25 protein-coding genes and 2 tRNA genes are annotated in these 20,729 nt (G+C 40.7%); 15 read left to right on the forward strand and 12 right to left on the reverse strand.

Features of this window, described 5'->3' with window-relative positions:
• Positions 1-20 precede the first annotated feature (20 nt).
• From C3F22_RS03835 to C3F22_RS03865, 7 genes are read left to right on the forward strand one after another with little or no spacing between them, the layout of a single operon-like run.
• A complete protein-coding gene (locus tag C3F22_RS03835; protein ID WP_004784516.1) occupies positions 21-392 on the forward strand; it encodes a DUF4845 domain-containing protein in 372 nt (123 codons plus the stop codon).
• Positions 364-1,062: a ribonuclease III gene (rnc, locus tag C3F22_RS03840; protein ID WP_004784515.1), complete on the forward strand. Its 699-nt coding sequence runs from the start codon at positions 364-366 to the stop codon at positions 1,060-1,062. Before C3F22_RS03835 ends, rnc begins: the two co-directional genes overlap by 29 nt.
• Entirely contained in the window at positions 1,062-2,090 is a 1,029-nt protein-coding gene (era, locus tag C3F22_RS03845; RefSeq protein ID WP_004784513.1) for a GTPase Era, read from the forward strand. Before rnc ends, era begins: the two co-directional genes overlap by 1 nt.
• 18 nt (positions 2,091-2,108) lie before the next feature.
• Positions 2,109-2,306, forward strand: a complete 198-nt coding sequence (locus C3F22_RS03850; protein WP_004784512.1) for an NF038104 family lipoprotein — start codon at positions 2,109-2,111, stop codon at positions 2,304-2,306.
• A gap of 11 nt (positions 2,307-2,317) precedes the next feature.
• The gene (gene recO, locus C3F22_RS03855) at positions 2,318-3,028 is read left to right on the forward strand and encodes a DNA repair protein RecO (RefSeq protein ID WP_004784509.1); all 711 of its coding nucleotides are present in this window, start codon (positions 2,318-2,320) and stop codon (positions 3,026-3,028) included.
• Positions 3,029-3,041: 13 nt separating this feature from the next.
• Entirely contained in the window at positions 3,042-3,767 is a 726-nt protein-coding gene (gene pdxJ, locus C3F22_RS03860; RefSeq protein ID WP_004784507.1) for a pyridoxine 5'-phosphate synthase, read from the forward strand.
• A gap of 15 nt (positions 3,768-3,782) precedes the next feature.
• A complete protein-coding gene (locus C3F22_RS03865; RefSeq protein ID WP_004784505.1) occupies positions 3,783-4,436 on the forward strand; it encodes a tRNA-(ms[2]io[6]A)-hydroxylase in 654 nt (217 codons plus the stop codon).
• A gap of 368 nt (positions 4,437-4,804) precedes the next feature.
• Here C3F22_RS03865 and C3F22_RS03870 read toward each other — a convergent pair.
• Positions 4,805-4,880: transfer RNA gene (locus C3F22_RS03870), tRNA-Asn, on the reverse strand.
• 236 nt (positions 4,881-5,116) lie between these two features.
• Between C3F22_RS03870 and C3F22_RS03875 the strand changes: the two genes are divergently transcribed.
• Complete coding sequence (locus C3F22_RS03875; RefSeq protein ID WP_004784504.1) at positions 5,117-5,560, forward strand: hypothetical protein; 444 nt, start codon at positions 5,117-5,119, stop codon at positions 5,558-5,560.
• A gap of 12 nt (positions 5,561-5,572) precedes the next feature.
• Here C3F22_RS03875 and C3F22_RS03880 read toward each other — a convergent pair whose 3' ends face one another.
• Positions 5,573-6,016 (reverse strand): PaaI family thioesterase, encoded by a 444-nt coding sequence (locus tag C3F22_RS03880; RefSeq protein WP_104425898.1) that lies wholly within the window; start codon positions 6,014-6,016, stop codon positions 5,573-5,575.
• Between the two features lie 161 nt (positions 6,017-6,177).
• Between C3F22_RS03880 and C3F22_RS03885 the strand changes: the two genes are divergently transcribed.
• Together C3F22_RS03885 and C3F22_RS03890 are read left to right on the forward strand one after the other, a co-directional pair.
• Positions 6,178-6,588: a GFA family protein gene (locus C3F22_RS03885; RefSeq protein WP_004784500.1), complete on the forward strand. Its 411-nt coding sequence runs from the start codon at positions 6,178-6,180 to the stop codon at positions 6,586-6,588.
• A gap of 427 nt (positions 6,589-7,015) precedes the next feature.
• A complete protein-coding gene (locus tag C3F22_RS03890; RefSeq protein ID WP_267460443.1) occupies positions 7,016-8,278 on the forward strand; it encodes an MATE family efflux transporter in 1,263 nt (420 codons plus the stop codon).
• A 44-nt stretch (positions 8,279-8,322) separates the two neighbouring features.
• Here C3F22_RS03890 and C3F22_RS03895 read toward each other — a convergent pair whose 3' ends face one another.
• Positions 8,323-9,558 (reverse strand): pyridoxal phosphate-dependent aminotransferase, encoded by a 1,236-nt coding sequence (locus tag C3F22_RS03895; RefSeq protein ID WP_004784496.1) that lies wholly within the window; start codon positions 9,556-9,558, stop codon positions 8,323-8,325.
• Positions 9,559-9,811: 253 nt separating this feature from the next.
• A complete protein-coding gene (gene map, locus C3F22_RS03900; protein WP_004784494.1) occupies positions 9,812-10,639 on the reverse strand; it encodes a type I methionyl aminopeptidase in 828 nt (275 codons plus the stop codon).
• A gap of 207 nt (positions 10,640-10,846) precedes the next feature.
• On the opposite strand from map, the gene rpsB reads away from it, so the two are divergent.
• From rpsB to C3F22_RS03915, 3 genes are all read left to right on the forward strand, one after another.
• Positions 10,847-11,593, forward strand: coding sequence for a 30S ribosomal protein S2 (gene rpsB / locus C3F22_RS03905; RefSeq protein ID WP_004784492.1), 747 nt, complete (start codon positions 10,847-10,849; stop codon positions 11,591-11,593).
• A gap of 141 nt (positions 11,594-11,734) precedes the next feature.
• Positions 11,735-12,610, forward strand: a complete 876-nt coding sequence (gene tsf / locus C3F22_RS03910; protein WP_004784491.1) for a translation elongation factor Ts — start codon at positions 11,735-11,737, stop codon at positions 12,608-12,610.
• Positions 12,611-12,685: 75 nt separating this feature from the next.
• A complete protein-coding gene (locus tag C3F22_RS03915) occupies positions 12,686-13,192 on the forward strand; it encodes a DUF3465 domain-containing protein (RefSeq protein ID WP_004784486.1) in 507 nt (168 codons plus the stop codon).
• 45 nt (positions 13,193-13,237) lie between these two features.
• Here the strand turns inward: C3F22_RS03915 and C3F22_RS03920 are convergent, their stop codons facing one another.
• From C3F22_RS03920 to C3F22_RS03950, 7 genes are all read right to left on the reverse strand, one after another.
• Positions 13,238-13,693 carry a DUF962 domain-containing protein gene (locus C3F22_RS03920; RefSeq protein ID WP_004784483.1) on the reverse strand — a complete coding sequence of 152 codons (456 nt, stop codon included), beginning with the start codon at positions 13,691-13,693 and terminating at the stop codon, positions 13,238-13,240.
• 230 nt (positions 13,694-13,923) lie between these two features.
• On the reverse strand, positions 13,924-14,538 hold the full coding sequence (locus C3F22_RS03925; protein ID WP_004784482.1) for a septal ring lytic transglycosylase RlpA family protein: 615 nt from the start codon (positions 14,536-14,538) through the stop codon (positions 13,924-13,926).
• A 289-nt stretch (positions 14,539-14,827) separates the two neighbouring features.
• Positions 14,828-15,829: a lytic murein transglycosylase B gene (gene mltB / locus C3F22_RS03930; RefSeq protein WP_004784479.1), complete on the reverse strand. Its 1,002-nt coding sequence runs from the start codon at positions 15,827-15,829 to the stop codon at positions 14,828-14,830.
• A 289-nt stretch (positions 15,830-16,118) separates the two neighbouring features.
• Positions 16,119-16,772 carry a hypothetical protein gene (locus tag C3F22_RS03935; RefSeq protein WP_004784477.1) on the reverse strand — a complete coding sequence of 218 codons (654 nt, stop codon included), beginning with the start codon at positions 16,770-16,772 and terminating at the stop codon, positions 16,119-16,121.
• 19 nt (positions 16,773-16,791) lie between these two features.
• Positions 16,792-17,607 carry an NADPH-dependent 7-cyano-7-deazaguanine reductase QueF gene (gene queF, locus C3F22_RS03940; RefSeq protein WP_004784475.1) on the reverse strand — a complete coding sequence of 272 codons (816 nt, stop codon included), beginning with the start codon at positions 17,605-17,607 and terminating at the stop codon, positions 16,792-16,794.
• Complete coding sequence (locus C3F22_RS03945; protein ID WP_004784472.1) at positions 17,607-18,380, reverse strand: ABC transporter permease; 774 nt, start codon at positions 18,378-18,380, stop codon at positions 17,607-17,609. The genes queF and C3F22_RS03945 overlap by 1 nt, the downstream gene beginning before the upstream one ends.
• Entirely contained in the window at positions 18,377-19,312 is a 936-nt protein-coding gene (locus C3F22_RS03950; protein WP_004784471.1) for an ABC transporter ATP-binding protein, read from the reverse strand. Before C3F22_RS03950 ends, C3F22_RS03945 begins: the two co-directional genes overlap by 4 nt.
• A gap of 179 nt (positions 19,313-19,491) precedes the next feature.
• On the opposite strand from C3F22_RS03950, the gene C3F22_RS03955 reads away from it, so the two are divergent.
• Positions 19,492-19,567: transfer RNA gene (locus C3F22_RS03955), tRNA-Arg, on the forward strand.
• Positions 19,568-19,629: 62 nt separating this feature from the next.
• Here C3F22_RS03955 and C3F22_RS18330 read toward each other — a convergent pair.
• Entirely contained in the window at positions 19,630-19,803 is a 174-nt protein-coding gene (locus tag C3F22_RS18330; RefSeq protein ID WP_004784318.1) for a hypothetical protein, read from the reverse strand.
• 205 nt (positions 19,804-20,008) lie between these two features.
• Between C3F22_RS18330 and C3F22_RS03960 the strand changes: the two genes are divergently transcribed.
• On the forward strand, positions 20,009-20,662 hold the full coding sequence (locus tag C3F22_RS03960) for a hypothetical protein (RefSeq protein ID WP_004784317.1): 654 nt from the start codon (positions 20,009-20,011) through the stop codon (positions 20,660-20,662).
• The last annotated feature ends 67 nt before the right edge of the window (positions 20,663-20,729 follow it).

Raw genomic sequence — 20,729 nt, forward strand, 5'->3', positions numbered from 1 at the left:
TTCAGTCAGGAAAATAAAAAATGAAACATCAACAAGGTGCTTCGTATATTGGAATTTTATTTGCAATCATGGGGTTTGCTTTTCTTGCCAAAGTGGCGATTGCAGTTTGGGGGCCATACTTTGATGATCGTATGGTGGACAATCAGATTGAGGAACTTTTAAAGAGTTCTCCGGCAAATATTGCACCAGAAAAATTTCGTCAACAGATGGGTCAGCGTTTAGAAATGAACAATATTCGCGATCTGAAATTTGATGAAATTGCCAAGGTAACCAACACTGATGGTTTACAGGTGCACAAGAATTATGAAATTCGCAAGAATTTTATATTGAATATAGATTTAGTGATGAAGTTTGAGAAAGATTTTGATCAAAGCACAGTCAAAACTAAATGATGAGCGTCTTGCCAAACGGATCGGTTATCAGTTTAAACAAGCTGATCTGTTAAAACTGGCATTGACCCATCGTTCAGTCAGTCATAAACACAACTATGAACGCCTAGAATTTCTAGGCGATTCTCTTTTAGGGATGATCATAGCCAATTATCTCTTTACTGCTTACCCGCAGGAAAACGAGGGCCGTCTGACGCGTATGCGTGCGACTCTTGTCCGACAGGAAGCGTTAGGGAAAATTGCTAATGATCTAAAATTGAGTCAGAACCTGATTCTCAGTACGGGTGAGCTGAAATCGGGTGGTCATCATCGTGAGTCTATACTTGCGGATACGGTCGAAGCCATTATTGGTGCGATCTATGTGGATTGCGGTGATCTCACTGTACTACAGGCGATTGTGCTAAAATGGTACGAACCGTATTTAGACAATATAGAACCAACTGACCAGCTGAAAGACCCTAAATCACGCCTACAGGAATATTTACAAGCACGTAAAAAACCTCTCCCAGTTTACGAGGTTGTAGATATTCAGGGTGATGCCCCGAACCAGCATTTCAAAGTGGAATGCCAGGTAGAAGGCTTACCGGTCATGGCCGGTGAAGGTTCAAGCCGACGATTCGCTGAACAGGCGGTTGCGGCAGATATTTTAAAACATTTGGAGCATAAGTCTTAATGACTACTCATTCCGATCACATTGATGCTGATCACGAGTCGCAAAGCGACAGCAATGACTTGATTAGTCAATTTTTCAGTGCACAGGGTACTGAAATTCCTTCTGATTATCGTAGCGGTTTCGTGGCGATTGTCGGACGTCCAAACGTAGGTAAATCGACCTTGATGAACCACTTACTGGGCCAGAAACTTTCGATTACTTCACGTAAGCCACAAACCACACGTCATAAAATTGTAGGGATTGATTCACGTGAAAAATCTCAGGCAGTATTTGTTGATACACCGGGGATGCATAAGAAAGAAGTGCGTGCCATCAATAAAATGATGAACCGAGCTGCGCACTCTGCACTGCGTGACGTGAACCTGGTACTGTTTGTAGTTGACGCACAGAAATGGACCCAGAACGACGAGCTTGTTCTGGAGAAATTAAAAAATGCGGATATGCCAGTAATTCTGGTGATTAACAAGCTGGACACGTTTGAGAACAAGAATGAGGCCTTACCGCTGATTCGTGAACGTGCTAAACTGATGAACTTTGCTGAAATCGTACCGGTATCTGCACTTCGTGGTGCAAATCTCGAACACTTACGCGATACGATTGCCAAGTACCTGCCATTCCAGCCACCACTGTATTCATTAGATCAGCTTACCGATCGTTCAGAGCGTTTCCTGGCCTCTGAAATTATCCGTGAAAAGATCATGCGTCAGTTAGGCGAAGAACTGCCATACGATTTAACTGTTCAGATTGAATCTTTCAAAACTGAAGAGCCGACCCTGAACGAAAAAACAGGTCGTATGAAGCCGGCATGTACTTATATTGATGCCACCATTTTCGTTGATCGTGCTGGCCAAAAAGCCATTGTGATTGGTGAAAAAGGCTCCAAGCTGAAAAAAATCGGTATGGATGCACGTGTCGATATGGAAAAGATGTTCGAACAGAAAATCATGCTAACGCTTTGGGTGAAAGTCAAAGGCGGCTGGTCTGATGATGAGCGAGCCCTGAAAAGTCTAGGTTATAGCGACATTTAAATTGGATAGGAACGGATCATGATGAAATTTCTGGTAGTCATTGCATGTGTTTTATTTTTGCAGGGCTGTATTCATAAAGTAGTGACCGTTCCTGCCAAAGTTGCCTATAAAACCACAAAGTACGCGGTCAAAGGGACCGCGGCTGTTGTGGGTGCCGCCATTCCCGATGGGGATGACGAAGAAGACGAGAAAAAATCAAAAAAGAATAAAGACTAAAGAAGTAGCCTATGCGTAATGAAGTGCTGCATGGATACTTGATTCATCATCGTAAATATCGCGATCGCAGTCATATTGTGCATTTATTTACCCAGGAATATGGCCGTATTGACGGGATACTGAGACAAAATCCTCCACCACAATATCAACCCATCAGCTTGCTAGCCTCTGGCAAATCTGAACTCAAAAACTTCACCAAATTAGAAATTGTTAATCAGCCGATCTTTTTTTTTGGCGATGCCTTCTTTTCTGGCTTTTATCTAAATGAAATCCTGTTGCGTTTATGTCCGCTTGAAGTGCAAATGCCGCTGACCTTTGCCAAATATGGCGAAACGTTGAATGCCTTGCAAAAACTCTCCGATCAGGAAAATCCCAATACTTATTTAAAACAGGTTCTGCGTCAGTTTGAACATATCTTATTAGAAGAACTGGGCTATGAACTGGATTTTTCGGTTGATGCCAATCAGGCACCAATCAATCCCTTGCAACATTACTATTTTCAGTTGAATGAAGGTTTTATGCCTTCGGCCAAGGCCTTGCGCTCAACCATGTCGGGCCAGCAGATTTTAACAATGCAGCACTATGAAAAGGGTAGGGATTTTAATCCAGAACAGTTACAATTACTGACGAAGCTATATCGACAGGTGATCACTGCTTTGCTTGGTGACCGACCACTGAAAAGTCGACAGTTGTGGATCCAAAATTCTCAATCTCAATCGTAGTTAGGAAAATATTATGGCTGCATTACTTGGTGTCAATATTGACCATGTCGCAACTTTAAGACAAGCACGTGGTACGACGTACCCAGACCCAGTCAATGCTGCATTGATCTGCGAACAGGCGGGTGCAGAGGGCATTACCTTGCATTTACGTGAAGACCGTCGTCATATCCAGGATGATGATGTACGTCGTATGCGTCCGGTATTGACCACGCATATGAATCTGGAAATGGCTGTGACTGATGAAATGGTGGCTTTTGCTAAAGAAATTCAGCCGCATCATGTCTGTTTTGTGCCTGAAAAACGTCAGGAAGTCACTACTGAAGGCGGTCTGGATGTGGTTGGTCATTTTGAAGATGTGAAAAAAGCCACTCAAGAACTGACTGCGATTGGCTGTGATGTGTCACTATTTATTGATGCTGACTTTGCCCAGATTGATGCTGCGGTCGCGTGTGGTGCGCCGACGATTGAGATTCACACAGGCGCCTATGCCGATGCAGAAACTCCAGAAGCGCAACAAGCGGAACTTGAACGCATTGTGAAAGGCGCTGAATATGCTGCTTCTAAAGGTCTGGTGGTGAATGCAGGTCATGGTCTGAATATGGATAATGTCACTCCAATTGCTGCAATTCCTCAAATTCATGAATTAAATATTGGTCACTCGATTATTGCAGATGCAGTTTTTGTTGGTTTAGCGCAAGCGGTTCAACAAATGAAGGCTGCAATTAAAGCTGCGCGTTAAGATTGCAAGAAACATATGTCAAATATTGATTATGATGAACTGATGAAGCCTGTCATTGGCTTCCTGGGTTGTGAAACACCAAAAGCCTGGCTCGATGAGGCATTACAGAATCTGGAGATCCTGATGCAGGATCATGCTAACTGTGAGAAGAAAGCAGCCAGTACAGCAATGAACCTGATGTTCCGCTATAGCTTCTTTGTAGATTTACAGGTGAAACTGGCGCAACTGGTACGTGAAGAAATGCTGCACTATGAACAGGTGCTGGAATTCATGAATAAGCGTGGCCAGCAATGGATTGGTCTCAGTGCAGGGCGTTATGCGGGTGGTTTGCGTAAGGAAATCCGGACCTATGAACCAGAAGCATTAATTGATGTGCTGGTGATTGGTGCTTTTGTAGAAGCACGCTCTTGTGAGCGTTTCTATGCGCTTGCTCCGCTGGTGGATGACGAGTTAGGACGCTATTACCGTTACTTGCTCAAATCTGAATCTCGCCATTTTGAGGACTACTTGGCCTTAGCTTTGGATGTGGCTAAAACTGCAAAATTGAAAAATCCGCAAGAAGATATTCAAAGTCGAATTAAGCATATCCGGGAAGTAGAAAAGAATCTGATTCTCAGTCCAGATGAAATGTTCCGTTTCCATAGTGGTGTGCCAACAAAAGCAGCTTAAGAAGCTACTTTATTAAGACATCAAAGAAGATCCTCCAAATTGGGGGATTTTTTTATAACTATAAAGAATCTGTAACTAACTTATTTATTAAAAGAATTTAAAATAGCCTAAGCGATATAAAATTTAATCTGATGTTTCTTACAGTAAGAGTGGAGAAATTAGCATCATGCAAGATAGTAAACGTTGTTATTAACTAAAAATAAGTATGTATAAACACATTTGATTAAATGAAAATATAAGCCAATCTAACTAGGTAAATAAAAGGGCAGAGTAAGAATATATAAGAGAAAAGAAGAATCGAATCATTTTATAAATGAAATTTCAGGCAATAAAAAAGCCCGCTTTAATGCTGCGGGCTTTCTTGAATTTGGCTCTCCCACCTGGGCTCGAACCAGGGACCTGCGGATTAACAGTCCGTCGCTCTACCGACTGAGCTATGGGAGAATCTGAATGCGATTATAGAGAGATTTTATCAAGGGTCAAGCAAAAACTGTCATATTTATTACAAATTGCGCTTATCTGATTTTAATTTAAACGATTGCATTAATTTCTTAAAAAATGCTTGTCAGAACAAATTTCACTTGCTAGATTGAAAACATAAAGTCGTTTGACCAAATGGTCAAACAGTGTGGATTTAAACCTACTTGCCAGCACAAAAATGGCTAAACCGGAGAAAGCGAATGAATACGCTCACTATCCCTCAAATTTTCTCTCAACTGTCTTTTTATCAAGATCATTATCTCGAAATTATTCAAGATTCTGCTCAATACTTTACCCCTGTGGCTGGTGCAGAAATCCGTTTATGGCCCTTAGCGACTAAACAGTTATATCTGGGTGACTTGTTGCAACTATGGTTTGCAGAAAAGTGGCTGGTCGAAAAAGAACGCCAATTTAGTTTTGAGATTTTTCTGAACATGCCTGAAGCTCAGAAAAAAGATCTTTATATTTATGCGCTTGCTGGTAATCTTCTGACCGGATCGAACCAGTCTAAAGTGTGGCAAGCTTCTGCTAAAGAAACTCAGGTACTGAGTGTAGCAAATGTTTCTAAGCATTATTTCGAATATCGGGCATTGACCCAGCCGAAACTGGTAAAAGCACCGCAAGGGAAATGGGGCGTACTTTAAGCCTTAAACACGTTAATGGTCGGAATTGCGAAAAATCATGCAGGTTGCTGTGGCATGGGCATAAATACGGCCTTCGTCATCCAGAATTTGACCCTCAGAAATGCCTAGATTTTTACTGAGATTAATTGATTTTCCGATTGCTTTTAGTTCTTGGTTGTGAGGAATTGTACGGCACATTTTTACATTCAGATCAATTGTGCCATAACCGACACCGGCTTCAAGTAAAGTATGAATCGCGCAGCCTGTTACCGTATCTAAAACAGTTGCAGCAAAACCGCCATGTATACCTCCCATAGGATTCAGATGGCGTTCATCTGCTTTTACAACAAAGGTCACGTGTCCCGGTTCGACTTCGCTTGCAGACATGGGAATAGTGGTTGCCATAGAAGGCATAGGTAGGTTGCCCTTAAGCATCTCTTGCATAATCTGCAAACCTGAAAGATTCTTGAGATCCATAGCTTATCCTTATTATTTTAAATACTGGATTTGAATGACAAGTTTAGGCAGATGGTGCTTCGATCAGCAATAAAAAATTGTATGAGGAAATGTACAAAGCCTTTTACTTATAATGAATCCGGTAAAATGATTAAAAATAATAATACCGAGGAAGAATAATCATGAAAGCGAGATGTTTATGCGGTGCGACTCGATTTGAAGTTCAGCTTAGAAATTATGAAGTGGCCGCCTGTCATTGTTCCATGTGCCGCCGCCACACAAGTGGGCCTCTCATGTCGATTGATATAGAAAATATTCACTTTATTGATCAGCAGCATTTATCTGTTGCAAGTACTTCTGAATGGGCAGAGCGTGGTTTTTGCAATGCCTGTGGTACTTTTATTTTCTGGCGGACCAAAGATCATTCCTTTGCCAATATTAATGTATTTACTTTGGAGCAACTGCCAGAGGATCTGGATTTCAATTTAGAAATTTATATAGATCATCAGCCAGCATTTCATTCATTTAACAATCAAACCAAAAAAATGACAGAAGCTGAGGTCATTGCCATGTTTCAGCAACCTGATTCCTGAAATAAATATAATCAGATAAAGGAAGAGCAAGTCTGGTGATTTTATCTGATGAAAATAGTGATTAGTAGGTTCGTATTTCAAATAGCGTTCTACTTTTCATGTTGTGATCATTCTTTCTTTTTATTAAATTGTTAAACATTAGAATGAAAAACTCATAATTTCTGAGCTTAAAAAATTATTATTTTCTATAAGCGAACTGAAGATAGAGACTGAACTTTTTTATAAAAATCAATAAATATAAAGATTTATGGCACAAGGATTGTATGTGATTTCCACTGTATATCTCAGTTTTAAATAATTCAGTTTAAAAATAAAACCCGAGAAAAAAAATTAAGAATAGAGTGATTTTGCAATGAAACAGTTTTTGCATCTTTGGGTGCCTATTTTTTTGAGTAATAGCATCATAATGTTGGCCGGAATATTTGACATGATTTTCCTGTCTCATTACTCACCGCAACATGTGGCTGCTATGGCTGTGTGTTTATCTATTTATTCTTTATTATTTGTTTCGGGGACGGGGATCTTGCAGGGTATGATGCAGGAACTTGCTGAAGCATATGGGCGACGTGCTTTTGATGATATTCAAAAAATTCTGAAACAGAGCATCCTTATTGTCGGTGTCCTGTCTGTCTTTGCAGGATGGTTATTGACTCATGCGGATCCATTGCTGCATTTATTAAAAGCAGATAGTGCATTACAGGCTTTGATTCAACCTTGTTTATGGTTACTGGCTTGGACGCTTCCAGCACATTTGTTAGTGCGTATTCTATATATTTTGACGCAAGCCTGTGGTCAGGCGAAGCGTGTGTTCTATGCCAATATTTTTTATCTGATATTCAAAGTGAGTTTGGCTTATTGCCTGATTTTTGGGATTCAGGGTTATGTGCCCGCCTATGGGGTTGAGGGAGCTTTTATTGCTCATCTGACTGTTCAATGGGCACTATTAGTGGTCTATTACCTGATATTTCTGGAAAAGCAGTTGCGTGTGCACTGGTCCGGACAATTTTTCCATTTTAAGACTTTGCTAAAAATTTTAAGAATCGGCTTACCCTCAGCAATTGTTGTATTTATTGATGTCTTTACAATTAGTGCGATTGCATTATTGATCTTGCCTTTGGGGGAGATAATGGTGAATGCGCATCAAGTAGCGAGGGGTTTGGCTGGCCTGCTGTTTATGGTCCCATTTTCGATGAGCTCTGACTTTAGCATTCTGGTCTCTACTAGGATTGGTGCAAATCAAGTGCAATCTGCCTGGGCTTTAACTTTTAAAGCGTTACGTGTGGTGGTTGCAAGCGCAGTTGTTCTGGCGGTCTTGATCGCAATTTTTCAGAAACCGATTGTGGCGCTGTTTAGTGATCATACGGATGTGCTTACGGTGAGTCTGGCATTGATGTTCTTATTGTGCTGGATGCATATTTTTGATGCGATTCTGGTGATTAGCGTTAATATGCTGCGCTGCTGGAAAGTGGTGGTCTTGCCCATGTTTATTTTTAGTGGAGTACTGCTATTAGGTGGATTGAGCGGAGGCTGGTATTTGGCTTATCATCCAGTATCGCTCTTCAATCTCAATCTGAATGTCTCGGGAATAAGTGGTTTCTGGTGGATGCTGGCTATTTCCTATACCTTTGCGGCATTGATGTGTTTGCTTTGTTTGGCACTTAAATACCGTAAGCATTTACAAACTGCATAAAAAAACCCGCGATGATCGCGGGTTTTTTTATCTAATCAATTAGATTATTTCGCAGCTTTTTCAGCTTCGATCGAAGCAATCGCCTCATCAATGCCTTCGATAGAATCAGCAGCTTTTTTGATACGTGCAAGTGCATCAACTAATACTTCGTCAGCAGTTGCGTAAGAGATACGCATGAAACCACCTAGACCGAATGCATCACCAGGAACGACTGCAACGCCAGTTTCTTCCAGTAACCAAGCAGAAAATTCTGTGCAAGAGTTCAGACCTTTCGCACGAATCAATGGTTTGATGTTTGCATATGCATAGAATGCACCGTCAGCAGGAAGGCAAGAAATACCTTTAATGTCATTCAAGCCATTTACAACTAGGTCATGACGACGTTTGAACGCTTCAACCATTGGTACAAGAACGTCTTGAGGACCATTCAATGCAGCTTCTGCAGCAACTTGTGAAATAGAAGTTGGGTTAGAAGTTGATTGAGACTGGATTTTTTTCATCGCACCGATCAGTTTAGCAGGACCTGCTGCATAGCCGATACGCCAGCCTGTCATTGCATAGGCTTTAGACACACCGTTTAATACGATAGTGCGGTCGTAAAGGTCAGGCGCAACAGTTGCGATGTTGTAGAATTCATCTTCCCAGCGGATTGGTTCGTACATGTCATCAGATGCGATGAATACTTCTGGGTATTTACGAAGTACTGCAGCTAAAGCTTCTAATTCAGCTTTAGTGTAGATCATGCCAGTCGGGTTAGAAGGGCTGTTTAATACCACTAAACGGGTTTTGTCAGTGATCGCAGCTTCTAATTGCTCAGGAGTAATTTTGAAACGTTGTTCTTCACCACATTTCACGATTACTGGTGTACCTTCAGCAATGATCACCATGTCTGGATAGCTTACCCAGAATGGAGCAGGGATGATCACTTCATCACCTTTGTTTAACAAAGCAAGTGCCAAGTTAAAGAAAGACTGTTTACCACCACAGGAAACCAGGATTTGGTTCGCTTGATAGTCAAGGTTATTGTCACGTTTTAATTTAGCAATAATTGCTTTTTTAAGACCTGGCGTACCATCAACAGCGGTGTATTTGGTGAAACCGTTGTTAATTGCTGCAATTGCTGCATCTTTGATGTGTTGAGGGGTATCAAAATCTGGCTCACCTGCGCCCAAACCAATAACGTTGTGACCAGCAGCTTTCAATTCAGCAGCCTTGTTTGTCACAGCAAGCGTAGGGGACGGTTTGATGGCATTCACACGATCAGAGAGACGTACGTCCACGGCAGTATTCCTTCTTATAGGGATTAAAAAATAAAAAGCACATTATCTTAGCCTAAAATGGTGCACATTGGGCAAAAGAATTTGGAAAAATATACGAAAAAAATGCTGAATCAGTACAACTTTATCTTGAACATCGATAGGTAGTTTAGATAAACAGGAACTAAGAATATACTTTGAGGATGAGAATAATAGGAGAAATATAAACTAAAAATGGCCACTTTAAAGTGACCATTTATATGAGGAAGTGTTGTTGTTATGCACTAAAACGTGACAAATCTTCTTCAGGACGAGCAGTCAGCACTTCAATGCCATTTTTTGTTACTAAAAGAGTATGCTCATATTGAGCCGATAATTTATGGTCTTTAGTGACCACAGTCCATTTATCACCCAGTAGTTTGGTTTGCCAAACACCGGCATTTACCATTGGTTCAATCGTAAAAGTCATACCTTCTTCAAGCACCATACCAGTATCTGGCTGACCATAGTGCAGAACCTGTGGTTCATCATGGAAAGTCGTACCGATGCCATGGCCACAGTATTCACGAACAACGCTAAAACGTTCAGATTCAACATATTTTTGAATCGCATGGCCGATGTCACCAATGGTAGCACCTGGTTTCACTACAGCCATACCACGATACATTGCTTCTTGAGCGACTTTACATAGACGGTTTGCTAAAATTGAAGTTTCACCACCCACGATGTACATCATATTGGTATCCCCATGGAAACCATCTTTGATGACCGTGACATCAATATTTAAAATATCGCCTTTTTTCAGGATCTTGTTTTCAGATGGGATCCCGTGACAGACCACATGGTTTACAGATGTACAGATTGTATGCTGGAAAGCAGGGCGGCCAGGCGCTGCACCATAACCTAAACATGCAGGAATGGCATTCTGCACATTTACAATATAGTCATGACAAATCGTATCCAATTCCAGTGTTGTTACGCCGGGTTTGATATGCGGTTTGATCATATCCAACACTTCTGCAGCCAGTCGTCCAGCGATACGCATCTTTTCGATATCTTCTGCGGATTTGATTAAACGACGGGGAGCTTGATAAGTAGTGTTCATGATCTCTAAAAACTTTTGGAAATTTGTATGTGACTATGGTATAAATAGCCGCCCATTTTATCAAATGCTTTTTCGTGAATATATTTGCGAGGCTGATTGAATGGTGTATTAAAAATCCGCACATATATCGTCACATTACTCTGGGTGCCCGCAAGGGTGGAGAATGCGGATATATGGAGGCCTAACCCAAACTTTAAGGTAAAGAAAATGGCAGATTACAACGTAAGCATGCGCGACCTTCTACAAGCTGGCGCGCACTTTGGTCACCAAACTCGTTTCTGGAACCCAAAAATGCGTCAATATATCTTTGGCGCGCGTAACAAAATTCACATCATCAACCTTGAGCACACTGTTCCTGCGTTAAATGATGCTTTGAACTTCGCTAACCAATTGGCTAGCAAAAAGAACAAAGTTTTGTTCGTTGGTACTAAACGTGCTGCTTCTGCAATCATCCGTGAACAAGCTCAACGCGCTGGTCAACCATACGTAGATCACCGTTGGTTAGGTGGTATGTTGACGAACTGGAAAACTCTTCGCCAATCTATCAACCGTTTAAAAGACCTTCAAACTCAATCTCAAGACGGTACTTTCGCTAAACTTACTAAACGTGAAGCTTTAGAACGTAGCCGTGAGATGGAAAAACTTGAACGTGCTTTAGGCGGCGTTAAAAACATGGGTGGTTTACCTGACGCATTATTTGTAATCGACGTTGATCACGAAGCGATTGCAATTAAAGAAGCTAAAAACCTTGGTATTCCTGTAATCGGTATCGTTGATACTAACTCTAACCCAGACAACGTAGACTACGTTATTCCGGGTAACGACGATGCGATCCGTGCAGTAACACTTTATGCTTCTGCTATGGCTGATGCGATTCTTGCTGGTAAAGAATATGCTCAATCACAAGCAAATGCACAAGCTAAAGCAGAAGAAGCTCCTGCTTCTGAGGCTTAATGCGTTAGACGCTAGCTTGTCATTTTTGCGACACGTGATGGTGGCAAAGTAAGCGTTATGTATGCAGGCGGCCCATGAGAATCCTCTGGGCCGTTTCTGTTCTAAAAAGAATTCATTTTCTACCGAATTTAGGAGATAAACATGACTGCAGTTACAGCAAGCATGGTTAAAGAACTGCGTGATCGTACTGGTCTAGCAATGATGGAATGTAAAAAAGCTTTGACAGAAGCTGGTGGTGACATCGAATTAGCGATCGACAACCTTCGTAAATCTGGTCAAGCAAAAGCAGCTAAAAAAGCTGGTAACATTGCTGCTGACGGCGCGATCACAATTGCTCAAGAAGGCAACAAAGCAATCCTTCTAGAAGTAAACTGCCAAACTGACTTCGTTGCTAAAGACGAAAACTTTGCTGGTTTCTCTGCGAAAGTTGCTGCTGCTGCACTTGCTGCAAACGAAACTGACGCTGCTAAAATCGCTGAGCTTAAACTTGAAGATGGCGCTACTGTAGAAGAAGCTCGTATTGCGCTAGTTCAAAAAATCGGTGAAAACATCCAAGTACGTCGTGCGAAAATTGTTGAAGGTGAAAACCTGGCTGTTTACAAACACGGTCTTCGTATCGGTGTTGTTGTATCTTACTCAGGTGATGCTGAAACTGGTAAAGGCTTGGCAATGCACATTGCTGCATTCAACCCGGTTGCTGTAAACGCTGAACAAGTTCCTGCTGACCTTATTGCGAAAGAAAAAGAAATCGCTGAAGCAAAAGCACTTGAATCTGGCAAACCAGCAAACATCGTTGAGAAAATGGTTGTAGGTTCTGTTGAGAAATACCTGAACGAAGTTGTTCTTGAGCGTCAACAATACGTAATCGACAACGACAAGAAAGTTGCTGAAGTTCTTAAAGCGACTGGTACTACTGTTGCTAACTTCGTTCGTTTCGAAGTGGGTGAAGGTATCGAGAAGAAAGCCGAGCTTTCTTTCGCTGAAGAAGTTGCTGCTGCTCAGGCTGCTGCAAAATAATTCGGTAACGGATTAGAAAAAAGCCCCGAATGGGGCTTTTTTTATGACTAAATAAAGAATAATCAAGGAGGAATTATGGCAAATAAAACCAATATGGGGATCGGGGCTGTCATTGCACTTTTGGTGGCTGCTTATTTAGGTCTGGATTTATCAGAATCTAAACAACAGACCAATACTTTTATACCTTCAGCAGAAATTGCGCTTCAAGAGCAGACTCATGTTCAAAAAAGTACGCATAAGCTTTCTGATGATACCCAGCGTATAGAGCAAGCTTACCAGCACAGACAAAGTGATCTTCAGGTTCAGGCGAGTGGTAAGGTGGTAGTGTTATTAAAAGATGATAATGAAGGTTTCCGTCATCAGAAATTTATTCTGGAATTATCCTCTGGTCAAACTGTATTAGTTGCGCACAATATTGATCTGGCGCCACGCATCCAGAATATTCAAAAAGGGGATCAGGTTGAGTTTTTTGGTGAGTATGAATATAGCGACAAAGGTGGGGTGATTCATTGGACCCATCATGATCCATCCAATAAGCACATCAGTGGTTGGTTAAAACACCAAGGAAAAACCTATCAATAAAGGAATTTTCCTTGGTTTTATAAATGTAATGATATTACATACGCTTTAAGCGCACTGTATTGCCTCAGATTGACGAGATTTCCATTTAGGTAGGACTTTGCCTAAATAGGCATCCATGCACCATAACGGGCCAATGAGAAGGAATTGAAGGTCCTTGAAGAAAGAAGGCTTTTTACCTTCGACTTTGTGTCCATAAAATTGCCCAATCCAGGCAAAAACAAACAAGGCAATAAAGAAGCCGATACCTACAGGTAAAACCCAGATAAACCAAGCCATCATCAGGGTTAGCGCTGCCATTGCTACAGCCAGTACAATATCTAGACGTGCATAAAACACAAAAGCCAGAACCAGGAGCAGGGCAGTCAGTAAAGCGCTAAAGTGTGCCATGATGCCAATAATGGAAAAATAGATGGCAGGCACGCAGACCCAATGAATCAGTTTGTTGGTTTTGTTTTGATGACTTTCACTATATTCATCTAACCATTCGGATATTGTTTTCATTCTATCGCTCCCATCCATGAACGTACTGTCAGTTTTTAAAATATAAAACAGTTTGAGGGTATGGTCAAAATGAAATCGATAGTGGGTGAGTAAAGTAGAGAAGAGCTATATCTGAATGGAATAACATCGACAGTATTAAGGATAAAAGCAAGTCGAATGCTTGCTCTACATCACCAAATAAAAAAGCCACATGACTGTGGCTTTTGAGTTAAATGTAGAGCGGTCAAATCTTATGAGTTTGGCCCATCTACACGCTCAATATTGACATGTGCAGTACCAGCATTGGTAATACCAAGCTGTTTAGCAGCACCGTAAGATAAATCTAGAACACGGTTGCCATGGAATGGACCACGGTCATTCACCTTCACAACAACACTCTTACCATTGTTTTTGTTGGTCACGCGGATAAAGCAGTTTAATGGCAGGCTACGGTGTGCAGCAGTCATTGCATTCATATCGAATGTTTCACCACTGGCAGTTTTACGGCCATGGAACTGACGACCATACCAAGATGCTGTACCTGTCTGACTGAATTTACGAACTGTGTTTGAAGCAACATTGTTCAGTTTCTCAATCACTGAAGGCTCTTCTGCAGGAATTGCAATTTTTGCTGCAATGGTTTGACGACGAACTTTATCGCCAGAACGCTCAGTGATTGAAAGGCTGTTCAAATTTGTGAAATTTGAATTGAAGCTTTGAGCTTCTTTGTTTAATACACGCGCTGCAAGACGCGAATTGTCATGATCATTATTGAATGATGATGACTGAACCATATCTGCTTGCGATTGCGTTAGGGTAACGGTCGCGGCGATGGCCATAAAATACTTCAGAAAAGAAGAATGCATTGAATCAACTCCTAACAGCATGTTTCATTAGATTGGGCCTAAGTAGCTGATAACCCTATAAACATGCCTGATATTTAACTTATGCAACTACATTTAACGAATTGGATAATATTCATGCTGGCAACTGGCTGTCTAGTGTTTAATTAAAATAGTTAAAAAAAGTACGCAAAATAAACAATGATTGATTAAAAAATAATCAATATTGTAACAATGCGTAAAAAATGCCTAAAATTTAGGCATTTTGTTTAATAAAAATCTTGACTTTAATAGTATGTAGTAATTTTTACTGTTATCGGCTCGTAATTTCTGTACCTAAAAGCCACAATGCAGTGGCATACATACGACTACGATTGTACGTGGTAATCACTTGAAAATTCGGAAAAGTAATATAGTAAATCGGTCCGTAATTTTCTTGTAATTGAATAACATTGACCATATCAAGATCATCAATACGAACAATCGGATTCATCGGACTGATCCCTTGGGTTTTGATTACTCCATAAGGCGTTGGCTGTGTGAGATCTTTGGCGATGACAGAATCAGGATTCGAACCACTATAACGGGCAGGGAAGGCAATCGGCTGATCACGTTGCCAGCCATTTTGAGCCAGATAGTTGGCAATTGAACCAATCGCATCTACCGCAGAATTACGTAGATCGATATGGCCATTACCATCATAGTCGACCCCATACTTTGGAATATTACTTGGCATAAACTGTGGATAGCCCACAGCACCCGCATAAGAACCGACGATTGAGGATGCTGACACACCATCCTTATATGACCATGCGATCAATGCCGCCAGTTCATCCTGGAAGTATTGCGCACGACGTTCATAACCAAAGCCAAGAGTTGCCAGTGCATCGCGGGTCACAAATGAACCCTTGTTGCTGCCAAAACCGGTCTCTACCCCCAAAATACCCAGAATGATCGATTGTGGTACACCAAACTGCTGCTCAGCGCGCTTTAGTGTTGCAGCATATTGCTGCTTGAAACGTACACCACGTTGAATCGTGCCTTCTGACAGAAAATTGGTCTTATAGGCATACCATGGCTTACTTTCACCTGGACGATTCATGATATTGATAATATTTGGAAGATTTTTTGCTCCCGTCATTGCACTGTCTACTTGCTGAGCACTTAGACCATAGGTCTGCATGGTATTCTGCTTGAAACTGGCATAAGAGGGATGATATTGAAAATCGTTGGCCAGGCTTAAACTACTGAGTCCGAATGCACTGACAAGGATCGAAAGCTGCTTCAATTTTTTATAAAAATTCGATTTCAACATCTTGGTATGATTTCCAATTTTTTGGTAGGTTTGTGGCTATGTCATTTGAATCGTGCCATGAAAAAGATCAATTCACTTTTCTCAATTTTCTGGCATTAGAGGCAATATTAAAGATAACATTCTGATGAATAGGAGTCATATAAACTCCCTTAAAAACAGGAAAAGGTTGGTTGTTTTTTCAGCATTTTGTATTTTAGTTCACAATAACTGTAACAAGCTATTTCTTAAGCCACAAAAAAGCCTGACCGAAGTCAGGCTTAATCTGCATTTTTTGATTAGATATGCGGCTTTATTCAGTAAAGAATAAAGTGTCGTGATATTCTGCCATTGCCTGCAATTCATCCTTATTTAAATTCAGGATAATTTTATCTGCTGCAATATTAATCGCCTTGATTACTGCTGAAGCACCAATATCAGCAGCCTTGCGTTTAATCATGCCTAAATCTAAGGTTTTATTAAAGTCGACCATAAAATGACGTACAGTCGCTTCACCAAACTGTTTGTACAAATTGCTGAGACTTTGTTTATCGACACTTTGGCCAGCTTTTAATTCTGCATAATGGTGTTTTAGATTGGTGACCAGATTGGCATCTAGAGGTTCACCAATACGGAAATTTCCTTCCGGATCTTTAAACAGGCTGCGTTCAGAGAAAGCGATCGACTCCTTGACGACTTCATTTGGTGCTTTACCCAGTAACTGTTTGAGTAACACTGCCACAGTAGACTTGATATAGCCCGCCAATTTTTCTGCCGTATCGCGTTTTTCGCTTGCCGGAAAACGGCGTACCAGTTCCGTGAGAATTGCATCAATAATTTCATCATTAATCATTAATGCAGTTTTATCACGCAGTGGATAAAGCGGTTCACTCGAGTTTTTATTTTTCTGTGCAGTCTGAATTGTATTTAATAGTTCTGCAGAAGGAATAAAACCAAAAAAAGGCATTCTTAAACCTCAATGTTTTTTATTGTCGCGCTAAACGAATAGGGCGAGGCATCCATGTGGAATCCGATACACGACAAGGGTTGATATCCAATCCACCACGGCGTGTATAGGTCGCATATACCATCAGCTTTTCCGGTTTCAGATTTTGCCAGATATCGGCAAACATCTGTTCCACACATTGTTCGTGAAAACCATTGTGCTGACGATACGAAATAATATAAGCCAAAATACTCTTATAACAAGGTTTTTTGCCCTGATAGCGTATAAATACTGTACCCCAGTCCGGTTGTCCAGTGACTGGGCAGTTACTTCTTAATAAATGTGAATAGAGTTGCACTTCGATATTTTCATCGCTGTGCTGATTTAAAGACAATAAAGAAGCGTCCGGATGATTTTCCAGGCGTTCCGGAGTCAGGTCATCAATACAGATACCTTCAGGCTTGGAAATTTCCAGTTCATCAACATGGAAAAGATCCAGTGTGATTTCAGCACCGGCAGCTTTTGAGAGGTCTTTTTCTACAGTTGTAATAAAGGCCTCTTGCGAATCAAACTTGGCAAAGTTCAGACTATTGAAATATAGCTTTAAAGATTTTGATTCAATGAGATTTGGGGAAAATGCTGGTAGGGTAATTCGACCAATTGCCACTTGAGGTACGCCGGCAGCATTTAACCAAGAAATTTCAAATACATGCCACCAGTCTTTACCTTGCTGAATAGCTTCAACATGGGCATATTTTTCACGGGCAGGCGCACGGGAAATCGGAAACAAAATATCGGGTTGATACTCTGTTGGGTAGTTGGTGTCTTTACCAAGGAGAGAATGTTCTACACTCATTATTCACGCATTCCTGAACCACGAGACAATAAATAGTAAGCAATACCGTAAAGCACGGCACACCAGAAAGTAATCACGACCAATGAAATGGAAACATTGACATCACTATGACCTAAAATGCCGAAACGGAACGCATTGACCATATACACGATCGGGTTAACTAAAGAGAGATTTTGCCAGAACGGACTTAAGGCTGAAATCGCATAAAATACACCGCCTAAATAGGTCAGTGGTGTAAGTACAAAAGTCGGGATGATCGAAATATCATCAAAAGATTTGGCATAGACAGCATTAATAAAACCGCCTAGAGAGAATAATAGCGAGGTAATGAGGACTGTATATATAGTCACAAACCAGTTAGTAATATAAAGGTCTGCAAAAAACAGGCTCATGGCACTGACAATAATGGCAACAAACAGACCACGAATTACACCACCCAATACATAGCCCCATAAAATGGCATGTAAAGGTACAGGGCTCATAATTAGCTCTTCAATGCTTTTCTGAAATTTTGAGCTAAAGAAGCTGGAAGAAACGTTGGCATAACTATTAGTAATCACCGCCATCATAATCAGACCAGGGACAATAAACTCCATATAACTATAGCCGCCCATTTCCCCAATACGTGAACCGACCAGATTACCGAAGATCACGAAATATAGACTCATGGTAATGGCAGGTGGCAACAAGGTTTGTGGCCAGATCCGCATAAAGCGGCGAACTTCTTTATGAACGATGGTATATAAGGCGACGCCGAGCTGATTTATATTCATTGTGCAGCTCCATCCAGATTTTTCTCGACCATTTTCACAAACAGTTCTTCTAAGCGATTTGACTTGTTACGCATACTGCGTACTTGAATATTCTGAGATTCCAGTAACTGGAACAGGTCATTCATGCTATGAGCTTTATCCAGTGTCACTTCTAGGGTCATTGGATCAACTAAATTAAATTTCACACCAATAATTTCAATATTTAATGGCTCAATAGGCGCAGCCAGATCGAAGATAAAGGATTCTTCATTAAGCTGATTCAGGAAGTTCTTCATGGTGGTATCTTCTTTGATCACACCACGATCGATAATCGCAATCCGACGACACAACATCTCTGCTTCTTCCAGATAATGAGTCGTCAAAATAATAGAAGTACCATTATTGTTCATTTCATTAAGAAAATCCCACATGGAACGACGCAATTCGATATCCACACCGGCGGTCGGTTCATCCAAAATCAATAATTTTGGTTCATGCATCATCGCACGGGCGATCATCAGGCGACGTTTCATACCACCTGAAAGCATGCGAGCTTGAGTAGCGCGTTTTTCCCAAAGACCCAGTTTATTTAAATATTCTTCAGCACGCGCTTGAGCAATTTTTTTAGAAATACCGTAATAACCAGCTTGAGTGACCAGAATATCAAAGGTCTTTTCAAACTGGGCGAAGTTAAATTCTTGGGGTACTACGCCTAAACATTGTTTGGCTTCAGAAGGGTGGGTATCCAGATTGTGACCAAAAATCTCAACAGTTCCAGAGGTTTTTCTTGTTAATGAACTGATAATACCAATAGTAGTGGACTTGCCCGCGCCATTAGGTCCTAACAGGGCATAGAATTCACCTTCAGGTACAGTTAAGTTGATTCCTTTAAGTGCCTGAAAACCATTTCCATAGGTCTTCGACAAATCCCTTAATGTCAGCGCATCAGTCATAGAGATCTCAAATGGTGAAAAGTTGAGATATTGTGAGTGATCTTGCAAAATAAACCAAGTCATTCACATGGAATTCTCTGTTGCTGTTTTGGCACACTGTATAAAGGATAGGCATAAAAATAACGAAGTTATAGATAGTTGCTTTACCTTATGCGAATTTTTGTTATGATGTGCATCGCGCGCTCATAGCTCAACTGGATAGAGTACAGGTCTCCGAAGCCTGTGGCGTGGGTTCGAGTCCCGCTGAGCGCACCATCATTTTATTAGTTCACTTACCTCATTAGACTAAAAAAACAATTCCAGATTTATAAAATAAATTATGGATTCTCTTCCTCTTCATCCTGATGTTTTTGACGTATTTGATCTCTTTTCACCTGAGGGTCTTGATCTACGCCTAACTGACCGCGTTGAATCTCTCGATCTTGTTTCTCTTGTGGGTCTAACTCTTCTTCTGGAAACTCTTCATTCAGTTCTTCATCTGGTTTAGCCATCGGGAATTACCTCTTGGAAATATAGGTAGTAATGTTTGTAGAAGATGCTCTTGGACCTCTTATTCTATAAAAGTGGGTGAATTACATTGTTGTATTTATAGTTTGTTTAATCTCATAAATTGTTGTTTCTATAAATAGATGTGCTGAGTAGTTTTTCTATCAAAAAATTAGTATCTTATGCTCACAATAAAAATGAGATATAGATATGAAAAAATTATTATTCATTGGGTTAATGATTGGGGCTTCTTCAGTTGCTGAAGCGAATACACCTTTAGCTATTCAATATGGTAATCCTGCTCCAAAAGATAAAGCCGTTATTACGACTACACCTTATTATGCTCAAGAAAACCTAATAAGTCAGTACTTTTTAGCTTTTGGTTACGCCGGTTCAAAAATAGGGTCAGACAGCTTTTTGGGTACTGAATCATTCGATGGGCTGTTTATTAATGGTGAATATCAATCCCATCCGACGACCAGCTTATGGGCCGAATACAAATTTCAAAGCTCAGATATTGATTACAATCAAGTTACAATTGGGGTAAAAAATAAATTTCTGGAAAATGATCAGTTTTATTCAGCAATTTCTATAGGTCTGGGAATGAGCTGGGTAGATGAAAGTGAAACGGATGCAGATCTTGGTCGAGTCGATCTGGAATTGGATTATTTTACAATTCCTGTTGCCTTGGAAGTCGGTTATAAAATTGCTCCTGAAGCAGATTTATTTGGATCTTTTGGTTATCAATGGATGTTTAACCGTGATGCCAAGATTTGTATGAATGGCGCATGTGTCTCTGGCAAGAGTGATGATCTGGACTTGAATGGGGTTACTTATCAATTTGGTTTTCGCTATTACTTTTAGTGGCTAATCAATGGCCTTAATAGCGAACTCTTTTACTTAAGACTTAAAATTGTATCTAGCTAAAATT

The sequence above is a fragment of the Acinetobacter sp. ACNIH1 genome, from assembly GCF_002934695.1.
In the GTDB taxonomy this organism is placed as follows: domain Bacteria; phylum Pseudomonadota; class Gammaproteobacteria; order Pseudomonadales; family Moraxellaceae; genus Acinetobacter; species Acinetobacter variabilis.

Coding starts and splice junctions, on each gene's coding strand:
- C3F22_RS03935 (WP_004784477.1), bottom strand. CDS start 16,772: ATGCCTTTTTTTGGTTTTATTCCTTCTGCAGAACTATTAAATACAATT.
- C3F22_RS03875 (WP_004784504.1), top strand. CDS start 5,117: ATGAATACGCTCACTATCCCTCAAATTTTCTCTCAACTGTCTTTTTAT.
- C3F22_RS03880 (WP_104425898.1), bottom strand. CDS start 6,016: ATGGATCTCAAGAATCTTTCAGGTTTGCAGATTATGCAAGAGATGCTT.
- C3F22_RS03865 (WP_004784505.1), top strand. CDS start 3,783: ATGTCAAATATTGATTATGATGAACTGATGAAGCCTGTCATTGGCTTC.
- pdxJ (WP_004784507.1), top strand. CDS start 3,042: ATGGCTGCATTACTTGGTGTCAATATTGACCATGTCGCAACTTTAAGA.
- C3F22_RS03890 (WP_267460443.1), top strand. CDS start 7,016: ATGATTTTCCTGTCTCATTACTCACCGCAACATGTGGCTGCTATGGCT.
- queF (WP_004784475.1), bottom strand. CDS start 17,607: ATGAGTGTAGAACATTCTCTCCTTGGTAAAGACACCAACTACCCAACA.
- map (WP_004784494.1), bottom strand. CDS start 10,639: ATGAACACTACTTATCAAGCTCCCCGTCGTTTAATCAAATCCGCAGAA.
- tsf (WP_004784491.1), top strand. CDS start 11,735: ATGACTGCAGTTACAGCAAGCATGGTTAAAGAACTGCGTGATCGTACT.
- rpsB (WP_004784492.1), top strand. CDS start 10,847: ATGGCAGATTACAACGTAAGCATGCGCGACCTTCTACAAGCTGGCGCG.
- C3F22_RS03945 (WP_004784472.1), bottom strand. CDS start 18,380: ATGAATATAAATCAGCTCGGCGTCGCCTTATATACCATCGTTCATAAA.
- C3F22_RS03850 (WP_004784512.1), top strand. CDS start 2,109: ATGATGAAATTTCTGGTAGTCATTGCATGTGTTTTATTTTTGCAGGGC.
- mltB (WP_004784479.1), bottom strand. CDS start 15,829: ATGTTGAAATCGAATTTTTATAAAAAATTGAAGCAGCTTTCGATCCTT.
- C3F22_RS03960 (WP_004784317.1), top strand. CDS start 20,009: ATGAAAAAATTATTATTCATTGGGTTAATGATTGGGGCTTCTTCAGTT.
- recO (WP_004784509.1), top strand. CDS start 2,318: ATGCGTAATGAAGTGCTGCATGGATACTTGATTCATCATCGTAAATAT.
- C3F22_RS03915 (WP_004784486.1), top strand. CDS start 12,686: ATGGCAAATAAAACCAATATGGGGATCGGGGCTGTCATTGCACTTTTG.
- C3F22_RS03950 (WP_004784471.1), bottom strand. CDS start 19,312: ATGACTGATGCGCTGACATTAAGGGATTTGTCGAAGACCTATGGAAAT.
- C3F22_RS03925 (WP_004784482.1), bottom strand. CDS start 14,538: ATGCATTCTTCTTTTCTGAAGTATTTTATGGCCATCGCCGCGACCGTT.
- C3F22_RS03835 (WP_004784516.1), top strand. CDS start 21: ATGAAACATCAACAAGGTGCTTCGTATATTGGAATTTTATTTGCAATC.
- C3F22_RS03920 (WP_004784483.1), bottom strand. CDS start 13,693: ATGAAAACAATATCCGAATGGTTAGATGAATATAGTGAAAGTCATCAA.
- C3F22_RS03885 (WP_004784500.1), top strand. CDS start 6,178: ATGAAAGCGAGATGTTTATGCGGTGCGACTCGATTTGAAGTTCAGCTT.
- era (WP_004784513.1), top strand. CDS start 1,062: ATGACTACTCATTCCGATCACATTGATGCTGATCACGAGTCGCAAAGC.
- C3F22_RS18330 (WP_004784318.1), bottom strand. CDS start 19,803: ATGGCTAAACCAGATGAAGAACTGAATGAAGAGTTTCCAGAAGAAGAG.